This is a genomic window from Methanothermococcus okinawensis IH1, from assembly GCF_000179575.2.
Lineage (GTDB): Archaea > AGJL01 > Methanococci > Methanococcales > Methanococcaceae > Methanofervidicoccus > Methanofervidicoccus okinawensis.
In genome coordinates, this window is record NC_015636.1 from 420,926 (window position 1) to 437,433 (window position 16,508).

Annotated in this window: 23 protein-coding genes; 13 read left to right on the top strand and 10 right to left on the bottom strand. The window is 28.0% G+C overall.

Going from position 1 to position 16,508, the window contains the following annotated elements; translation table 11 throughout:
* The first annotated feature begins 4 nt into the window (after nucleotides 1–4).
* The 4 genes from METOK_RS02050 (at nucleotide 5) to METOK_RS02065 (ending at nucleotide 3,470) form a co-directional block, all read left to right on the top strand.
* Nucleotides 5–496 carry a GTP-binding protein gene (locus METOK_RS02050; protein ID WP_013866581.1) on the top strand — a complete coding sequence of 164 codons (492 nt, stop codon included), beginning with the start codon at nucleotides 5–7 and terminating at the stop codon, nucleotides 494–496.
* A 174-nt stretch (nucleotides 497–670) separates the two neighbouring features.
* Nucleotides 671–1,015, top strand: coding sequence for a roadblock/LC7 domain-containing protein (locus METOK_RS02055; RefSeq protein WP_013866582.1), 345 nt, complete (start codon nucleotides 671–673; stop codon nucleotides 1,013–1,015).
* A 158-nt stretch (nucleotides 1,016–1,173) separates the two neighbouring features.
* Nucleotides 1,174–2,715 (top strand): FIST N-terminal domain-containing protein, encoded by a 1,542-nt coding sequence (locus METOK_RS02060; RefSeq protein ID WP_013866583.1) that lies wholly within the window; start codon nucleotides 1,174–1,176, stop codon nucleotides 2,713–2,715.
* 269 nt (nucleotides 2,716–2,984) lie between these two features.
* Complete coding sequence (locus tag METOK_RS02065) at nucleotides 2,985–3,470, top strand: V4R domain-containing protein (RefSeq protein ID WP_013866584.1); 486 nt, start codon at nucleotides 2,985–2,987, stop codon at nucleotides 3,468–3,470.
* A gap of 62 nt (nucleotides 3,471–3,532) precedes the next feature.
* On the opposite strand, the gene METOK_RS08995 is transcribed toward METOK_RS02065, so the two are convergent.
* Both METOK_RS08995 and METOK_RS09000 read right to left on the bottom strand, forming a co-directional pair.
* Nucleotides 3,533–4,129: a hypothetical protein gene (locus METOK_RS08995; RefSeq protein WP_332247738.1), complete on the bottom strand. Its 597-nt coding sequence runs from the start codon at nucleotides 4,127–4,129 to the stop codon at nucleotides 3,533–3,535.
* A 199-nt stretch (nucleotides 4,130–4,328) separates the two neighbouring features.
* Nucleotides 4,329–4,502 carry a hypothetical protein gene (locus METOK_RS09000; protein ID WP_332247739.1) on the bottom strand — a complete coding sequence of 58 codons (174 nt, stop codon included), beginning with the start codon at nucleotides 4,500–4,502 and terminating at the stop codon, nucleotides 4,329–4,331.
* Nucleotides 4,503–4,776: 274 nt separating this feature from the next.
* Here METOK_RS09000 and METOK_RS02075 point away from each other — a divergent pair, with 274 nt between their 5' ends.
* From METOK_RS02075 to METOK_RS02095, 5 genes are all read left to right on the top strand, one after another.
* Nucleotides 4,777–5,664 carry a selenium metabolism-associated LysR family transcriptional regulator gene (locus METOK_RS02075; RefSeq protein WP_013866585.1) on the top strand — a complete coding sequence of 296 codons (888 nt, stop codon included), beginning with the start codon at nucleotides 4,777–4,779 and terminating at the stop codon, nucleotides 5,662–5,664.
* 258 nt (nucleotides 5,665–5,922) lie between these two features.
* A complete protein-coding gene (locus tag METOK_RS02080) occupies nucleotides 5,923–6,666 on the top strand; it encodes a DNA polymerase sliding clamp (RefSeq protein WP_013866586.1) in 744 nt (247 codons plus the stop codon).
* 126 nt (nucleotides 6,667–6,792) lie between these two features.
* On the top strand, nucleotides 6,793–7,473 hold the full coding sequence (locus tag METOK_RS02085; RefSeq protein WP_048057839.1) for a hypothetical protein: 681 nt from the start codon (nucleotides 6,793–6,795) through the stop codon (nucleotides 7,471–7,473).
* Nucleotides 7,430–7,711, top strand: coding sequence for a 50S ribosomal protein L44e (locus METOK_RS02090; protein WP_013866588.1), 282 nt, complete (start codon nucleotides 7,430–7,432; stop codon nucleotides 7,709–7,711). Before METOK_RS02085 ends, METOK_RS02090 begins: the two co-directional genes overlap by 44 nt.
* A gap of 107 nt (nucleotides 7,712–7,818) precedes the next feature.
* A complete protein-coding gene (locus METOK_RS02095; RefSeq protein ID WP_013866589.1) occupies nucleotides 7,819–8,004 on the top strand; it encodes a 30S ribosomal protein S27e in 186 nt (61 codons plus the stop codon).
* A gap of 114 nt (nucleotides 8,005–8,118) precedes the next feature.
* On the opposite strand, the gene METOK_RS02100 is transcribed toward METOK_RS02095, so the two are convergent.
* The 4 genes from METOK_RS02100 to METOK_RS02110 form a co-directional block, all read right to left on the bottom strand.
* Nucleotides 8,119–8,358 carry an MTH895/ArsE family thioredoxin-like protein gene (locus METOK_RS02100; protein ID WP_013866590.1) on the bottom strand — a complete coding sequence of 80 codons (240 nt, stop codon included), beginning with the start codon at nucleotides 8,356–8,358 and terminating at the stop codon, nucleotides 8,119–8,121.
* Nucleotides 8,359–8,446: 88 nt separating this feature from the next.
* The gene (locus METOK_RS02105; RefSeq protein WP_013866591.1) at nucleotides 8,447–9,535 is read right to left on the bottom strand and encodes a permease; all 1,089 of its coding nucleotides are present in this window, start codon (nucleotides 9,533–9,535) and stop codon (nucleotides 8,447–8,449) included.
* Complete coding sequence (locus METOK_RS08715; protein ID WP_013866592.1) at nucleotides 9,535–9,702, bottom strand: hypothetical protein; 168 nt, start codon at nucleotides 9,700–9,702, stop codon at nucleotides 9,535–9,537. The genes METOK_RS02105 and METOK_RS08715 overlap by 1 nt, the downstream gene beginning before the upstream one ends.
* A gap of 187 nt (nucleotides 9,703–9,889) precedes the next feature.
* A complete protein-coding gene (locus METOK_RS02110; RefSeq protein ID WP_048058006.1) occupies nucleotides 9,890–10,279 on the bottom strand; it encodes a DUF126 domain-containing protein in 390 nt (129 codons plus the stop codon).
* A 117-nt stretch (nucleotides 10,280–10,396) separates the two neighbouring features.
* Between METOK_RS02110 and METOK_RS08720 the strand changes: the two genes are divergently transcribed.
* Entirely contained in the window at nucleotides 10,397–10,573 is a 177-nt protein-coding gene (locus tag METOK_RS08720) for a hypothetical protein (RefSeq protein ID WP_013866594.1), read from the top strand.
* A 106-nt stretch (nucleotides 10,574–10,679) separates the two neighbouring features.
* Here the strand turns inward: METOK_RS08720 and selD are convergent, their stop codons facing one another.
* Nucleotides 10,680–11,747, bottom strand: a complete 1,068-nt coding sequence (gene selD / locus METOK_RS02115; protein ID WP_013866595.1) for a selenide, water dikinase SelD — start codon at nucleotides 11,745–11,747, stop codon at nucleotides 10,680–10,682.
* Between the two features lie 189 nt (nucleotides 11,748–11,936).
* Between selD and METOK_RS02120 the strand changes: the two genes are divergently transcribed.
* A complete protein-coding gene (locus METOK_RS02120; protein WP_198005239.1) occupies nucleotides 11,937–12,389 on the top strand; it encodes an HAD family hydrolase in 453 nt (150 codons plus the stop codon).
* Nucleotides 12,390–12,474: 85 nt separating this feature from the next.
* Here METOK_RS02120 and METOK_RS02125 read toward each other — a convergent pair whose 3' ends face one another.
* The 3 genes from METOK_RS02125 to METOK_RS02135 all read right to left on the bottom strand — a co-directional run bounded on the left by METOK_RS02125 (nucleotide 12,475) and on the right by METOK_RS02135 (nucleotide 14,608).
* Nucleotides 12,475–13,074, bottom strand: a complete 600-nt coding sequence (locus METOK_RS02125; RefSeq protein WP_013866597.1) for a pyruvate kinase alpha/beta domain-containing protein — start codon at nucleotides 13,072–13,074, stop codon at nucleotides 12,475–12,477.
* A gap of 111 nt (nucleotides 13,075–13,185) precedes the next feature.
* Nucleotides 13,186–14,130 carry a ribonuclease Z gene (gene rnz / locus METOK_RS02130; RefSeq protein WP_013866598.1) on the bottom strand — a complete coding sequence of 315 codons (945 nt, stop codon included), beginning with the start codon at nucleotides 14,128–14,130 and terminating at the stop codon, nucleotides 13,186–13,188.
* Between the two features lie 85 nt (nucleotides 14,131–14,215).
* Complete coding sequence (locus tag METOK_RS02135; RefSeq protein ID WP_048057842.1) at nucleotides 14,216–14,608, bottom strand: helix-turn-helix domain-containing protein; 393 nt, start codon at nucleotides 14,606–14,608, stop codon at nucleotides 14,216–14,218.
* A gap of 236 nt (nucleotides 14,609–14,844) precedes the next feature.
* On the opposite strand from METOK_RS02135, the gene METOK_RS02140 reads away from it, so the two are divergent.
* Together METOK_RS02140 and METOK_RS02145 are read left to right on the top strand one after the other, a co-directional pair.
* Complete coding sequence (locus METOK_RS02140) at nucleotides 14,845–15,246, top strand: CBS domain-containing protein (protein ID WP_013866600.1); 402 nt, start codon at nucleotides 14,845–14,847, stop codon at nucleotides 15,244–15,246.
* 274 nt (nucleotides 15,247–15,520) lie between these two features.
* On the top strand, nucleotides 15,521–15,994 hold the full coding sequence (locus tag METOK_RS02145; RefSeq protein ID WP_013866601.1) for a YqaA family protein: 474 nt from the start codon (nucleotides 15,521–15,523) through the stop codon (nucleotides 15,992–15,994).
* Nucleotides 15,995–16,508: the final 514 nt, after the last annotated feature.

A 16,508-nucleotide genomic window follows, 5' to 3' on the forward strand; every position in this document is an offset into this window, starting at 1 on the left:
TATTATGAAAGAAATAAAAAAAGAAATAAAAATTGTTGTAATGGGTTCAGAAGATGTGGGTAAAACTACATTAATGGAAAATTTCATTGGACATATAGGTAAAGTGGAGCATAACGGAACTACTGTGGCAATAGATTATGGAAATATAATAATAAATGGAAAAAAACTACATTTATTTGGCACTCCTGGACAAGAACGGTTTGAATTCATGAGGGAATTAACATTAAATGGGGTGGATTATGTATTGCTTGTTTTAGATGCCACTACTGGATTAAAAAATCTTGATAAAAAAATAATTGATAAATTATGTTCCAAAAAAATACCCTATGTTATATTCATAAATAAAACAGATGGTGCCACTGAAAAAGAACTTGAAAAATTAAAAAAAGAAATTGAAATTTTATGCAATAATTATTGCTATATTATCGAAGGTTCAGCACTAAACAATAAAGGTTTTGATGAATTAAAAAATGTTTTAGCCAATCTTGATGCATAGAATAAAATGTAAAAGGGAGTAAAAAGATTAATATATAAAGATATACAATATATTATGTAATATTAAATGTATAATAATATTAAGCTAAGTTATGAATTAATCATAAAATATATATAAATTGGAATATATATTTTTAAATAATGGAGTACTCCATAAAAACTTAAAGGTGAAATCATGATAGACAGAATATTGTCAGACTTAAACAAAACCGAAGGTATAAAAGGCTCAATGGTTGTAGGTAAGGATGGACTTGTAATTGCATCTCAAATACCCTCAGGCATAGATATAGAATTAATTGGTGCTATGGCATCAGCAGCCTATGGTTCTGCTGAAAGAACAGCATCAGAGATAAATCAAGGAGCTCTACAACAGATGATGATTGAAGGGGAATATGGGAAAACATTAATGACTGATGCAGGGGAAGGTATTTTAGTTGTTTTAACTGATGCCAAAGTAAATTTAGGTTTGATTAGGATAGCCATGAAGAGAAGCACTGAAAAGGTTAAAAGTGCATTATAATAACATTTTTTATTATTTTTACTTTTTATTTCCTATTTTACCTATTCAATAAAAATTAATTTATTTATTTTATATTACATAATTTATATTTAATAAAAAGTTTTATTATTATAACCTATCAATTATTATACCCTATTAAAAATAAAGAGGGGGAGCTCATGTATTCCATTCACAAAGAAATTAGAGTACCATTTAAAGATGGTATGGAAATTGCAAGAGAATTAAAAAGTAAAATAAAAAATCCATCACTGACCATATTATTAACATCCATCGCTGACAAAGAGGATATAGAAGAATTAATAAATGGGTTAAAAACACAAATGGATGTTAGTAATTTAATAGGTTGCACCACAGCAGGAGAATTTTCAAAGAAAGGATATATCAATCAAAATGGTGTTTTATTGATAGCCTTTGACGAAACCTGTAAGGTAGCAATAGGGCATAAAAAAGTTGAGGGAAATCCAATAAATGTTGGCACTTCCTTAGCGGAAGATATAAAAGAAAAATTAAAAATTAAATACCCAAAGATAAACATAGACGAAAAATTTTTAGGATTTGTATTTCATGATTGGAATGCAGATAATGAAGATGGCATTATAAATGGTTTAGCGGAAAGGCTTTCATTCCCCATTATTGGGGGAACTGCAGGTGATAATTTAAAATTCAATAGAACATATCAAATATACCAGGATAAGGTATTATCAGGCCATGTTTTATTGGGTGTAATCTCTCATAGAAAAAGATTTGAAATATTGTATGGTCATGGATATGAACCAACAGAATGTTATGCAAGAATAACAAAGGCCAAAGGAAAGAAAATTTATGAACTAGATGGAAAACCAGCATATAAAGTATATCGAGAAATGATAAGCAAAATTTCAGGAATCCCTGAGGAACACCTTATAAAATATACTCCTCATGATTTTAAAAATCTTGATTTTACAATATTATATCCTTTGGGAGTTCAAGATGCCTATGGGAATTATAGAATTTTATTTTTAAATAATGTAGATAATGACTATCTTGAATTCAAACATGGGGTAAATGAAGGGGCATTCTTAATTCTAATGAAAACAACTCCTGAAAAAACTATAAATTCATTACATCAAGAGATTTCTAAACTAAAAAATTTCAAGAAACCGTTTATATTTATTGCTGAATGTATATGTAGGGAATTTATAAAAAATCCACAATATAGTAGTGAATTAGTTTCAAAAGATTTTAAAAAATTATTTATTAATAATAAATCATACAATTCGAATAATAAAAATATTATAAATAATTGCATAGGATTTCTGAGTTATGGAGAAAGCATTGTAAAAGATATTTTAAGATTTCACAACACTTTAACATTTGTTGGAGTAGCCTTTGATTTAGAAGGTGATGAGGATAATATTAACTGGAAAAAAGCCTTGCGATATTTTGAATTTTCTGAGGATGAGGTCAGTATCATATCTGAGTTAATAAATTCAAGGCTAAGTGCTAGGGAATTGTTGAATAGATTGGATATTTCCCAAACAAAATTATATGGTACATTGAATCATTTGGAGGAGAAAGGAATAATAAAATCTGATGGCAAAAAACCAAAAACATACTATATAGGCAATATAAAAGAAATTTTGGAAAAGAAACATATCGAACTGGAAAGCCAGCACAGATTTAAAAAAGAGAAAAGGGAATATATATTATCTATGTTGTAATATTATTTGATGTATATTGACTATTTTTATTATTTTTGAAATAAAAAAAATAGAAAAGTATATATATGTAATACTATATAATTAAATACCGGGTGGCATGTATTTTAATTCCAGAGAATATGTTAATATATGACATTAAGTAGTATAATGAGTTAATTAATAGGGAGGGTTAATTTAAATATTTAGGGATAATAATTTACTAGTCCCACTAATTATTTTTTTAATTAATAATATATGACGGGGATTAAAATTCTACAAATGAGGATATTATGAAAAGACTAAGGGATTACTTAGAACTGAGTTTTGAAGAGATATATACCGTAGATAGACCTACATTAGGAAGGAATGCAGATGTTTCATTGATTAGAGCACTCATACTTTCAATTATACGATATCTAGGATTTAATGCGGCATCCAAGTTATATCATGCAGGAATGTATTTTGGAGGAGAGCTCGGGGTTAGTTCAATAGATGATATGAAAGAAATTTTTAAGGAATTAGGTATTGGAATTATAAACATAGTTAGCACAGAACCGATGGTAATTAGGATTGAAGAATGTGTTGAATGCTCAGGACTACCCAATATAGGTAAGCCTGTATGTTATTTTGATGCAGGAGTTATAGCAGGATGTTTAGAAGGCATACTTGGCAGTGAAGTTAAAGTTGTAGAAAAAAATGCTGTGCTATGGGGGATGACTATTGCGAATTTGAGGTATATACATTACCAAATTAAATATTGTAAAATAATATTGTAGAATAGCAACTAAATAATAAATTTGAAGAATTATTATAAAAACAGTTTATTGATATTTTTTAATTACATTATTATTCTGATACTTGATACAACATCATTAAAGTCATCCTCAGAAATAGTTAATACATCCATCTTTTTTATTTCAATAACTATACCATGTTTTAGTATTCTCTCATATATAGGACATTTAGTAATTATGGATTTTCCATTATCGAGTTTTATAACAGTATTTATATTTTTAGATATTTCTTTTGGATTTTTATGTTCTAAAAATACACATACTCCTTCATTATCCTTAAAATATGCATTTTCAAATTCTTCCTTTAATATATTGGAGAATTTAACACATCTCTTATAGGTATTTTTTGCTTTAAGGGTTTCTTCCTTCATTAAACCGTAAATATTTGGAACCTTGTATGTTTTTAACAGATTTTTTAAATCATTCATCTTGTTTTTTTCTGTCAATTTCTCCTTTATTTCATCGCTTATTCCAATGAATCCTCCATATTCGCAATTTACTATTTTCGGAGCTCCGGTTGAACAAACTACCATATCACCGTATCCACAATCTCCACCAATACCTCCTGAAATATCCTCTACAAATATAACCTCGTTTTCCTCACAGATTTTTTTTATTTCTTTTATTGGTTGATGTGCCAAATATCCTGCAAGGGTTGTTAAAAATAATGCCGATATATCGTTTTTTTAATTTCATCATTTAGCATATCTGTATCCACAATACCGTTGTTTGTTCGGAGCTCTACAATATTGAAATTAAACATTTTTGGATAGTTCATGAAACCTTTCCATCCACCCATATTTGGAACAAAAATATTATTATTGTGTTTTGAAGATGGATTTAAAATATTATATAGTATATTTGAAGCAACATATATTCCAGCATTTCCTGAGGGAAGAATAGATATATTTTTTTATAATAAATTAAATCATTTAAGGCACATTTTAACTCTTCTATATTTCCCTCAACATTTAATCTACCTTCTAAACATGGTTTTCTATGCGGAATAATCATTAAATCACCGTTATATTTTATTACTTTTATTTCTTATTATTTTTAATTAATTATGCTATTTTATCTTTATTTTTTAGTTATTTCTTAATTATTTTATCCTTATTGCTATTTACTGCTTTATTTTGCCATTTTACCCTATTTCATAATATTTACTATACCTCATACATTTTTAAAGGTATGCCATAACTATATATATTAGTTTTTTTAATAATACTTATAATATTTTGGATAGGTTTTAAGTAATAATTAAAATTTAACATAATTTGGTGATTACATGGACCCAAAAATAAGTTATTTCAAAACATTTATATCTGCTACGAAAACAAAAAGTTTTTCAAAAGCTGCAAAAAAATTAGGAGTTACCCAAGGAACTGTAAGTAATCATATATCAGCTCTTGAAAAGTATTTTGATGCCCAATTATTTTTAAGAACGCCAGAAGGTGTGGATTTAACTCCTGAGGGAAAGATATTATATGAAAAAGCTGAAAAAATATTAGACCATATAAACGATGCAAAACAATATATGAGAATACTTCACGAACATCCTGAGGGCATTGTAAGGATTGCTGCAAGCACAACGCCAGGAGAACATTTACTACCCAGCATTATAAGTGAATATAAAAAAGAATTTAAGGATGTAGATTTCAATATAGAGATAACAGACTCAGAAAAGTGTTTTAAACTACTCGAAACAGGTGCAGTAGATATTATTGCAGTTGGAAACATTTATGATAAAAGTTATGAAAATGTAGTCATAGGTAAGGATAGGTTAGTATTGATAGTGCCACCAAACCATCATTTAGCAAAAAAAGGCGTGGCAAAACTCTCAGATATTTTAAAAGAAGATTATATAGATAGGGAAGCTGGTTCAGGAACACGAGAGATATTGATGAAGGCATTAATGGATAAAGGTTATTCAATGATGGATTTACACATAATAATGAGTTTAGGTAGCCATTCTTCAATAATTACTGCGGTTTCAGAAGGATATGGTGTAAGTATAGTATCAGAAATCCCAGCAAAAAAAGCTGCAGAAGCAGGACTGGTAAAAATCGTTCCAATTGAAGATTTAGACTTAACAAGATATTTATATCTGGTTAAAGGTAGAAAACCAAGAAACCCTAGTGCTGTAAAATCTTTTTGGGATTTTGTAAATAAATAAAAAATATGAAATAAAAGATAAAATATATAATATATAATAAAAATTAAAAATTAAATCGATTTATATTTATAATATAAAACATAAATAGTTACTTAATTATTTTTTTATTATCGTAAAATTATATTTTAGTTTTTTTAACACATATATCAAAAAATATAACGATATATAAATGGATAATGAATAATAATGTTTAATAACCTTACATAAGATATTAAATTACATTAAATAATATATAATATTTTAGAATATGGTGAAATAATGTTTAAAGCCACAATTAATGCTAAGGATTTTAAAAAAATTATAGATGCAACAAGTAATTTAGTAGATGAAATTTGTTTTGAGGTGGATGAAAATGGCATAAAAGCCAACGCCATGGACCCATCTCATGTTGCATTGGTAAGTGTAAATATTCCAAAGGATACCTTTGAAGAATATATTTCCGATGTCCATGATATAGGAGTTGATTTAGAAGCCCTTAAAAAAATAATGGGACGAGCAAAATCTAATGAAAAGCTCACATTGGAGTTAGATGAAGAAAAAAATAAATTAAACCTTATTCTTAAAAATGACGCTGTAAGGAAATTTTCAGTTTCACTTTATGATGTGAGCTCTACAAATCTTAAAGTTCCCGACATAGAATATCCCAATGAAGTAATGATTAAAGCAGGTGCATTTGTAGAAGCTTTAAAAGATGCGGAATTAGTAAATGACCATGTTTCTTTAAAAATAAGTGAAGATGGTAAGTTTATAATATTCTCAAAAGGAGATATAAACCAGAGCGAGACCATATATGATAACAACAGTGAATCCATATTGGATTTAAAAATTACAGAATCTTCAAAGAGCACATTTAATTTAGCTTATTTAAAAGATATTACAAAGGCTACATCATCAGATGACATTTTGCATATATATCTTGGTTCCGATATGCCTGTAAAAATAGAATATAATATAGGAAACGCAAAAATACTATTCCTCCTTGCTCCAAGGATAGAGACATAAAAATATTTTTTAATTATTTTATTTTTACATGTTATTTATATCATACTATTTATATTATTTTTACATATCATATATCTCTATATATTACATATTTTTATATTTTTTATTATAACCATGTGTGAAACCATGTATAAAAAAATAATGAATACATTTTTTAATGAACTAAAAAGCAATGATTTATTAAAATTATCAGATGATTTCTACAAAAATGTTAAGGAGTATCTAAAAAATTTAGAACATGATAAATACAATAATAAAACAGAACTTGAACGAATAAAATATTATATTAAAGAATTAAGAAAATTAAGATTATACAAAGCGTTTTTCGGAAACAGGCATAATCTTCTTGAAGAGGAAAAGGAGCTCCTAAAATTAATTGAAGACATAGAATATTATGACGATTTTAAAAATAGTATGAAAGATAAAAAGGAGCTCCTATTAAAAAATAGTAATATTATTGACAGCTACGATAACTATAATTACAATAACCAGAATATCCAAAATATTCAGGATAAACCACAGGAAGATAATAATAAATCACAAAAACATATATGTATAAATCAAGAACCAATATCTTCAAAACCAAAACCTATAAATACTCAGAATGATATTGATATTGTAAGAGTAATTACAAGGTTCCCAGAATTTACAGATGGGAAATTTACTTATGTATTGAATAAAAACGATATAATCACATTAAATAAAAAATTTTCTAAAATTCTGGAAAAACACAATATAATTAGAAAAATAAATGGTGAATATTATGAAGATGAAAAAGAAGGTAAAAAGATATTGTCCATACTGTAAAAAACATACAATTCATACAGTAGAAAGAGCAAAAAAGAGAAAAGCAAGTGAATTAACATGGGGTCAAAGACAGTTTAGAAGAGTCACTGCTGGGTATGGAGGTTATCCAAGACCTTTACCAAGTGGAGCTAAACCTGTTAAGAAATTGGATTTAAGATACAAATGTTCAGAATGCGGAAAAATGCATGAAAGAAGCAACGGTGGATTTAGAGCAAGAATCCTTGAATTGATAGAATAATTAAAAATATTTATATTTATCTCTATCTATTTATATCTATAATTTATTAAATATAATTGCATATCATTTATTAATTTTAATATTTTAATTTAATTAGAGGTGAAATAATGGCATTAGTGCAAAAACCAAGAAGTAGGTTTTTAAGAATCCAGTGTCCAGATTGCGGAACAGAACAGATAATATTTGGATGTCCAGCAACAGTTGTAAAATGCATAACATGCGGGAAAACCCTTGCTGAACCAAAAGCTTCAAAAGGATTAATTAAAGCAAAAATATTAGAAGTTTTAGAATAAAATTTATATATTTTTTTAGGTTATGCAATATACATAACTTTTTATTTTTATCCTTATTATTTTTTTAATGCTGAATTTAAAAATATTTTACGAAAAAAAAGAAATTTTAAAATATCATTTTATATAATCTTCTAATTCTTTTTTTACCTCTTCAACAGTGGGTATTTTTCCTTCAAATACTACTAAATCATCAAAAGCTATACCAGGAGTTACGAAAATCCATTCAGATATTTCATTTATATCGCTAACTTTTACAACCTCGGCATCAATACCCAATTCTTCAACAGCTTTTTTTACATTTTCATAAGTTTCATTACATTTTGGACATCCTGTTCCAAATACTCTAATCAACATTCATATCACCATTTTTAAATACATATAATATAATTTTTATCAATCGATATACTACAATAGTATATTTATATTTAAAGAGTATGGAATTTTACAAGACTATTCCAGTAATTACTCCTGCAATAGTTGAAAATACTACCACAATTCCAAGATAGGTTAATGCTTTTTTAGAACCCAATATTCTTGAAATTGTGAGAACTGTTGGAATACTGAGGCTTGGACCTGCAATAAGTAATGCCATTGCTGGACCAACCCCCATACCAAGCTCCATCAGTGACTTTATAATCGGAACCTCGGTGAGTGTTGCAAAATACATGAGAGCTCCTATAAATGATGCAATAAAGTTTGCCATTATAGTGTTTCCACCGACATACTGACTAACATACTCTGGTGGAACAAATGCCTTTATTATACCCGCAACTGCTACACCAAATATTAACAGCGGGAACACGATTTTACCAAGAGTAAATGTTTCTTTAAACCATGCCTTTGTTTCCTCAGATTTAAACCATTTTTTAACAGATATTGCTAAAATAACCACCAATATTGCAGTTAATATATGTTTGATTAAAATTCCCCCATAGACTGGGATACTAAGTACAGGTATCAACTTTGGTGAGGCCGTTATTATTAACAGCATGGCAAGCTGTATAAGGAAGAATATTATGGTTTGATATCCCGGTCTGTTTGATATATGCTCTGCCTTTCCAATTCTGAAATTTCTCTTTTTTTCATCTGATTTGAAGATAAATGCCATCAATAACCCAATTAATATGGACATTATTATTGCAAAAAATGCCCTTGTAAATCCAATATCCCATCCAAGAAGTGCCGCAGAATAAAATATGGCAAGCACATTTATAGCAGGTCCTGAGAATAAAAATGTTGTAGCAGGGCCTATTCCTGCACCTCTTCGATATATTCCTGCAAATAACGGAAGAATTGTGCATGAACACACTGCGAGAAGGCATCCACTCACAGATGATACCATATATGATATATATTTTGGAGTTTCTGGTCCAAAATATTTTATTATAAAATTTTTATTTATCATGGAAGATATGCCCCCTGCCATAAAAAACGCTATTATAAGAGCTATAGTTCTATTTATATTTAGGTAATCCACAAGTGTTTGAATTCCCACATTTGTTGCATGGGATAATATTCCAACTATGTCCATCATTTCACCTTTCTTCTACCTTTCAGAGCTCCTATATCATAGGTCATTTTTTCACCACAATTTGGACAATTTGGCAAAGGCACCTCAGAAGCCATACAGGGGCATACATCCACTTCATACCTTATCCTTTTACCACAATTTGGACATATTAAATTCCATATAATCATAATATCGCCTCTATACCTTATTTATTAAATAAAGTAATATATTATTATATTTATACCTTTCGATTAATTAATAAATTGGAATATACTTTAAAAATAAATAAATATATAAATATATTGATTAAAATATAAAATTCTATAAATCTATATAACTAAAATATGAATATAATTGAATATAATTAAAAAATAGTTAATTTTTAAAAACCTTAACTATTCCTTTATTTCCATCAATTAAAACCCTATCGCCAGTTTTTATATTACTTATGTCGATATTATCTACCATTGGAATTTTTCCAAGTATTGCACCAGTGGCTACAATTGGTTCGCATTCCTTGTTTATTATGCCTTTTAAAATACCTTTTTTTGCAAGCCCGTATATCACATAAGAACCCACAGTGCTTCCTTTACCTGTTGGAAAAACAAATATTTTATCCCTTATACTTTGTCCGTATAATTCATTTTCCTTATCGGTGATGATACCGTCCTCATTTACACCACCTAAAAACGATATTGGAGCTTTTGAAACAATAACCTCAGCTTCAACCTGTCCCTTTGATATACTTCTTCCCTTTAATTCAATAACTTCCATAATTTCACCTATAACGATATATAATGTATCGTATAAAATATAAAAACCACTTACTTATAATATTATTGCAGTTATAATTTATTATATTATTTATAAATAGGTGAGCCCATGGTAAAGGATGTAGATTTATTGGATAATGAATTATGTAAATGGACCATTATTGATTTGGATGAGTTGAAAACAAAAAAGGTTCAATGCAAAAACTGTGGATATGTGTTTAACTGCGTTGGTAAAAGAATATTATGTCCAAAATGCAAAACGATTTTTGAAGTGAAAAATAGATAAAAAAATATAATCAAATATAAACTAAAAATAAAATAGAGAGATATAATATATAAAATAAAAAAAGCACTCCTCCTAAAAAGGTTCGGAATGCCTATAACTAAATCCCTTAAACCTCTAAAATTTTCGCATCTTTACTTAAATAAGCCTTCCCAACACCGCTTGATTTTTTAACCTTCCCAACTTCAAATGCATAACATCCATGTTTATGAAGTTTTTCCATTAAATCCTGAGCATATTCTGATTCTGTGGAAATAAACAATCCACCAGCAGTCTCAGCACCATATCCTTTTAACAGGGCATGTCCAAATAATGGGGCTAATTCACCAATTCCTTTAATTATTGGAAGTGTATTAATTTCAATTTCAACAGAGCTCTGTTCTGCCATCTCATTGCCATGTCCTAAAATACCAAAACCTGTAATATCAGTCATGGCATGGGCTATTTTTTTACCAATCTCTTCTTCAAGTTCTCGAAGTGCTAAAAGTGGTTTTCTATTGGATGAAGTCATCAATTCAATAGCTTTATTTATTATCTTATCTTTTTCCGATTTTTCAATATCTATTAAATCTTCATATTCAGGACTTATTCGTGATAATGCCATTGCCGTTTGAGTGCCAAGTGGTTTTGTTAGTATTAGGGTATCTCCTTCCTTTGCATTACTTTTCGTTAAAACATCTTCTTTCTTTCCAACTCCTGTTACAGTACCACCTATTAAAGGCCATGGATTTAAAATTGTGTGTCCGCCTATAATGGTTGTTTCATTTTCTCTGCAAAAGTCTTGGAATCCCCGCAATATTTCTTTTGGAATTTCTATTGGAAGGGTTTCTGGAATGCCCATAATTACCAATACACCTATTACATCCAATAGCCCCATGGCGTATATATCACTCGTGGAATTACATGCTGCAATCTTTCCCTGCAAATAGGGGTCATCAACTATTGGTGTAAATACATCGACGGTTTTTGCTATTGCCATATTGTTTCTGATAATTACTGCGGCATCATCACCTAATCCGACATAGGCTTTTTTTAAATCATCTTCTGATACAATTCCTTTTACTAAAAATTCTAATTCGGTGTTGGGAAGTTTGCATGCTCATCCGTGAAGTTTAACCATTTCAGTGAGTTTTATATTGGTTATATCTTTTTTTGATGGATTATTTATTTTATTCATTTTTTCCATTATATCACCATAATGATTTTATAATTATTATAAATATATACTTCGTTATATGGCATCATCAAAAATATTTATAATAATATATATTTAATAATCATTAATTTATAACTAATATAATTTATAGATATTTATTTAAAAATTTAATATATGATTAATGATATTAATTTTTTTAATAGTGATATTATGATAAACATTCCAAATTACAAAAATATAAATGCTAAAACTGTTGTTTTTGATTTAAACGGCACTCTTGCAGAAGATGGAATAGTAGATTATGAAACAAAGAAGCTCCTACATAAATTGAATAAAATGTATAATATAGTTGTGCTAACAGCAGACACATTTGGAACTATAAAAAAGGAATTTGAAGGATATGATGATATAACTATTGAAATAATAAAAAATACCGAAGAAAAAATGAATAAAGCAAAAAAATATACCCCGTATATAGGAATAGGCAATGGAAACAATGATGTAGAAATGCTAAAAAATGCTGAACTTGGAATAGCAGTAATTGGAAAAGAAGGTTGCAGTGTTAAAGCCTTGTTATCTTCAGATATTGTTGTAAATGATATAAAAGATGCTATAAATCTACTGTTAAATGAAAAAAGGCTGATAGCAACACTTAGAAAGTAAAAAAATTATATGGTATAAAAAATTTTCTGTTATAAAATTAATACAATATCTTAAATATCATAATATATGTATAAAATATCAGATGTTATTCCTCATCGGGTTTCTTTTTGTCCCTCGGCATACAGATGAGCTCCCTTAGTTCGATATTAAAGAAGTTGTTTAAATTCGCAGGTTTAATTACTACTGCTGTATCGGCTCCTCTGCTTCTTCCACCTATCGCTATTACTTCGTTTTTTGTTTTAATTAATCCAGCATCTGCTGCCATTAATGTAATTTCATAGCAAACCTTTAATCCATGACCAAATGTTCTAAGTGTGTGGGCAATTATCTCAACAGGATATGCTCCTCCAAACTTATTGGATATTGCCCTTTCAACACCACTTAATGCATGAGCTCCCATAAATACCTTTGCTCCTCTTTCCCTTAATTCATTCATGGTTTCTTCACTCATGGTAATTACATCCTCTCCATGGAATCCTTGGTGATATGAAATTACAACCACATTCAAATCGAGATTTTCAATTTCCACCATATCCAATAGCTTTTTTGCCGTATCCCCGTAGGATGATGCCACAACAATATCTTTTATATGTAACTCCTTGGCTCTTTCAATGGCTAATTTTAAAGTTTCTTCTGTGTTCTGAGCTCCTGCCTTTTCAAAGTATGTAATTGCTTTTTCTATGATATCACCTTTATTTTAGTTTTTAGTTTTAATTTATTTATATAGTCTATTTTATATTTTATTATTACTTTTATTATTATTTTAAATTTTTATTATTTTATTTTATTAATTTTTTTATTTATTCTTTGATTTCAAAGGATACTTCATAAAATCCTCAGCAATAGTAATATTAAGATTATTATTTTCCGCATTAAGACTATTAACCTCATTTATATAATCATCCATTTTGTCATCATACCTTGCTGATATATGTGTAAGTATGAGCTCCGTAACTCCCGCGATTTTTGCAATATTCACAGCATCCCCTATTGTTGAATGCATGGTTTCTAAGGCATTATCTTTTTTAGAACTATCAAAAGTAGCCTCATGAATTAATATATTACAACCCAATGATTTTAAAAATTCTCCAAAGTCTTCAAGTGGTGTTGTGTCTCCACTGTATCCTATGCAAATACCTTTTTTTGGTGGAAGAAGAACATCTTCGGGATATATTATTTTTCCATTCTTTATTTTTATGGGATATCCATCCTTTAATCTTTTCAAATTTGGACCCACTTCTACGCCCAACTCGATGGCTTTTTTTAAATTTAACTGTGGTTTTTTCTTTTCTCTAAAAATATATCCTACGGTTGGAACTGAATGATTCATCGGATAGCTATATATCTCGTATTTTTCAGTGTCTTTTATTTTCATCGGATTTTTAGTGGATAACTCATAAACTTTTATATTAAAATTTATTGAATGATATCCTATTTTTAAAATATTCTCAATAGTTTCCTTTGTTTCAGGAGGTCCATATATATTAATCGGTTCAGTTCTTCCGTTAAATCCTATTGATTGGAGAAGTCCAGGAAGTCCTAAAATATGGTCTCCATGAAGATGAGTAATGAATATATTATTTATTTTCATAGGAGATATATCGGTATATATCATCTGCCTCTGAGCTCCTTCACCACAGTCGAATAATAATATTTCTCCATCAAATTTAAGGCCTATTGATGAATGGTTCCTATTCTTTGTAGGAACAGCTGCCCCAGTTCCTAAAAAAACAATTTTCATAGTATCTCACTTTATCAATAATATATAATTAAGCGATATATAATAAAAGTAATATTTTTTATTTTTATTTATTTTTATTTTTTATTTAAAGCATTTCCTTAACAATATTCTCCAAATCTTCTTCATTAACTTCATCAATCCATTTCTTAACTTCATTACACCATTTTTCCATGGTGCATTTTATAATTTCTTTTACTTCTGAAAAAGGAATTGCTTCGTATTTATAAAAATACCCTCCTTCTTTAAGATTTATCTGTTTTCTTTTTACAAGACCTGCATTTACCAAGTTTTGAACTGCTCTTTGAACAGTGCTTCTATCTCTGTTAAGTAATTCTGCTATATCATTAACATTCGATGCACCTTTTTTTAACAGTGAGAAATATACTGCCACATCAAATGTCTTAATACCAAACATACAACACATTATACTCTCCAATGTAAATGTAGAACAGGGTGTTTTAATCATCAATTTAGCCACATTATCACCATGATATATTATACCTATTATCTTTAATTTAGATAAAAATTTACATATATTATTTTTTATATATTATCTTCATATATGATGTAAAAAATATATTAATATTGTAATGTAAAAATGATAAAATATGATATATAATATAAATAGTATATAATAATATAAATAATATAATACAGCATAACTAATAGTGCAATATAGTAATATATGCTATAAATTGTAATTTGGGGAAAACCATGAAAGTAAAAGAAGCTATGAACCCTATGGTATATAAAATAAGTAAAAACGAATCATTATATAAGGCATTTAAATTAATGAAGGATAAAGGAATTAAAAGAATTTTTGTGGAAGATAATGGTAAAAGCGGTAAAATTATAGGTGTTATAAGTTATAGGGATTTGGTAAATATAATAATGAATAAAAGCATATCTGAATTACTAAATATAAATGGCAAAATTGGAAATATTGCTACAAAAGAAATTTTAAAGATAAATGAAAACGATGACATAAAAGATGCAGCTAAAATAATGGTTCATGCCGATATAACCGCTCTCCTTGTTGTGGATAACAATGGCGCCTGCGTTGGTGTAATCTCTCAAACTGATATTTTAAGGGTAATTGTTAAGAATAACCTATAAGGAATAAATATAAGGGCATACTAAAACAAAAATTAAATAAAATATTAATAAAAATAAAATAACAATTATAATATAAAATAAATAGGGTGGGTCATTTGCATTTTCTTTAAATATCAACACTAATATTAAAACAAATTTAATCGTTATTATATAAATGAAAATTAAAAAGTTAATGGAAACGAATTATTATGACCCACGCTAATATAAAATAAATATAAAAAAATATAAACATATAAGTTATAAGATACCATTAAATAAGAAAAAAGATGAAATTATGGATTTATATTTAATTGCACAGCATCTAATAAATAGTTATGGGTATTGGGGTATATTTTTAGTTGCATTTACTGAGGCATTTATCCAACCTGTACCACCTGATTTATTTATAATAGGAGCTTCTGCATTTGGCTTAGACCCTATAACTTGTGCCATTGTATCAACTATTGGTTCAGTATCTGGGGGAGGAGTTGGGCATTTTTTAGGATATAGACTTGGAACACCAGTATTTAACAAACTTTTTGGAGAAAAATATTTAATAAAAGGGGAGAAATTCTTTGATAAATATGGTATTTGGGGTGTTTTAATAGCAGGATTCTCACCATTACCTTATAAGGTTGCAGCATGGTTAGCTGGAATTTTTGAAATGAAGATTCTATATTTTAGCATAGGGACGCTTGTTGGCAGATTTCCAAGATTCCTATTAATAGCATATTTTGGACATAAAGTTGCAGTATTCTTTGGATTATAATTATTAATTAATAAATTAATTAAATTAAACTAAGAGGAACAAGAATAAATAAAAGAATTAAAAGAAAAGTAAAAAAGGGGGAATATAAAAATAAAAAGAATAAAAATAAAAAAGATAAGAAATAATAGGTATATTATCCCACATATTCCATTATCTCTTATACATTTCATTTTTTAGTATTTTATTTTTTGGGTTTTTTGGTTTTCTTGGAGCTACCATGGGAATCACCCCCTAATAAGTTTTAATTATACTACACAGTTAAAGTATATATATTAATATTCAGCAAAAATCGGGCATTTTTTTGAATATGTATTTTTATAATATTTTATCTCCCTATGCAATAAAATAGGTGAGATTATGCCGAAAAAATATAACAATAATGCAATATTTTTTACAAAACATAATATAACTTAATTTAATTAAAAAGATAAAAAAGATAAAAAGAAATTATATTATTATATTAGTTTTTTGGGTTTTTTGGTTTTCTTGGAGCTACCATGTTGTCACCCCCTTT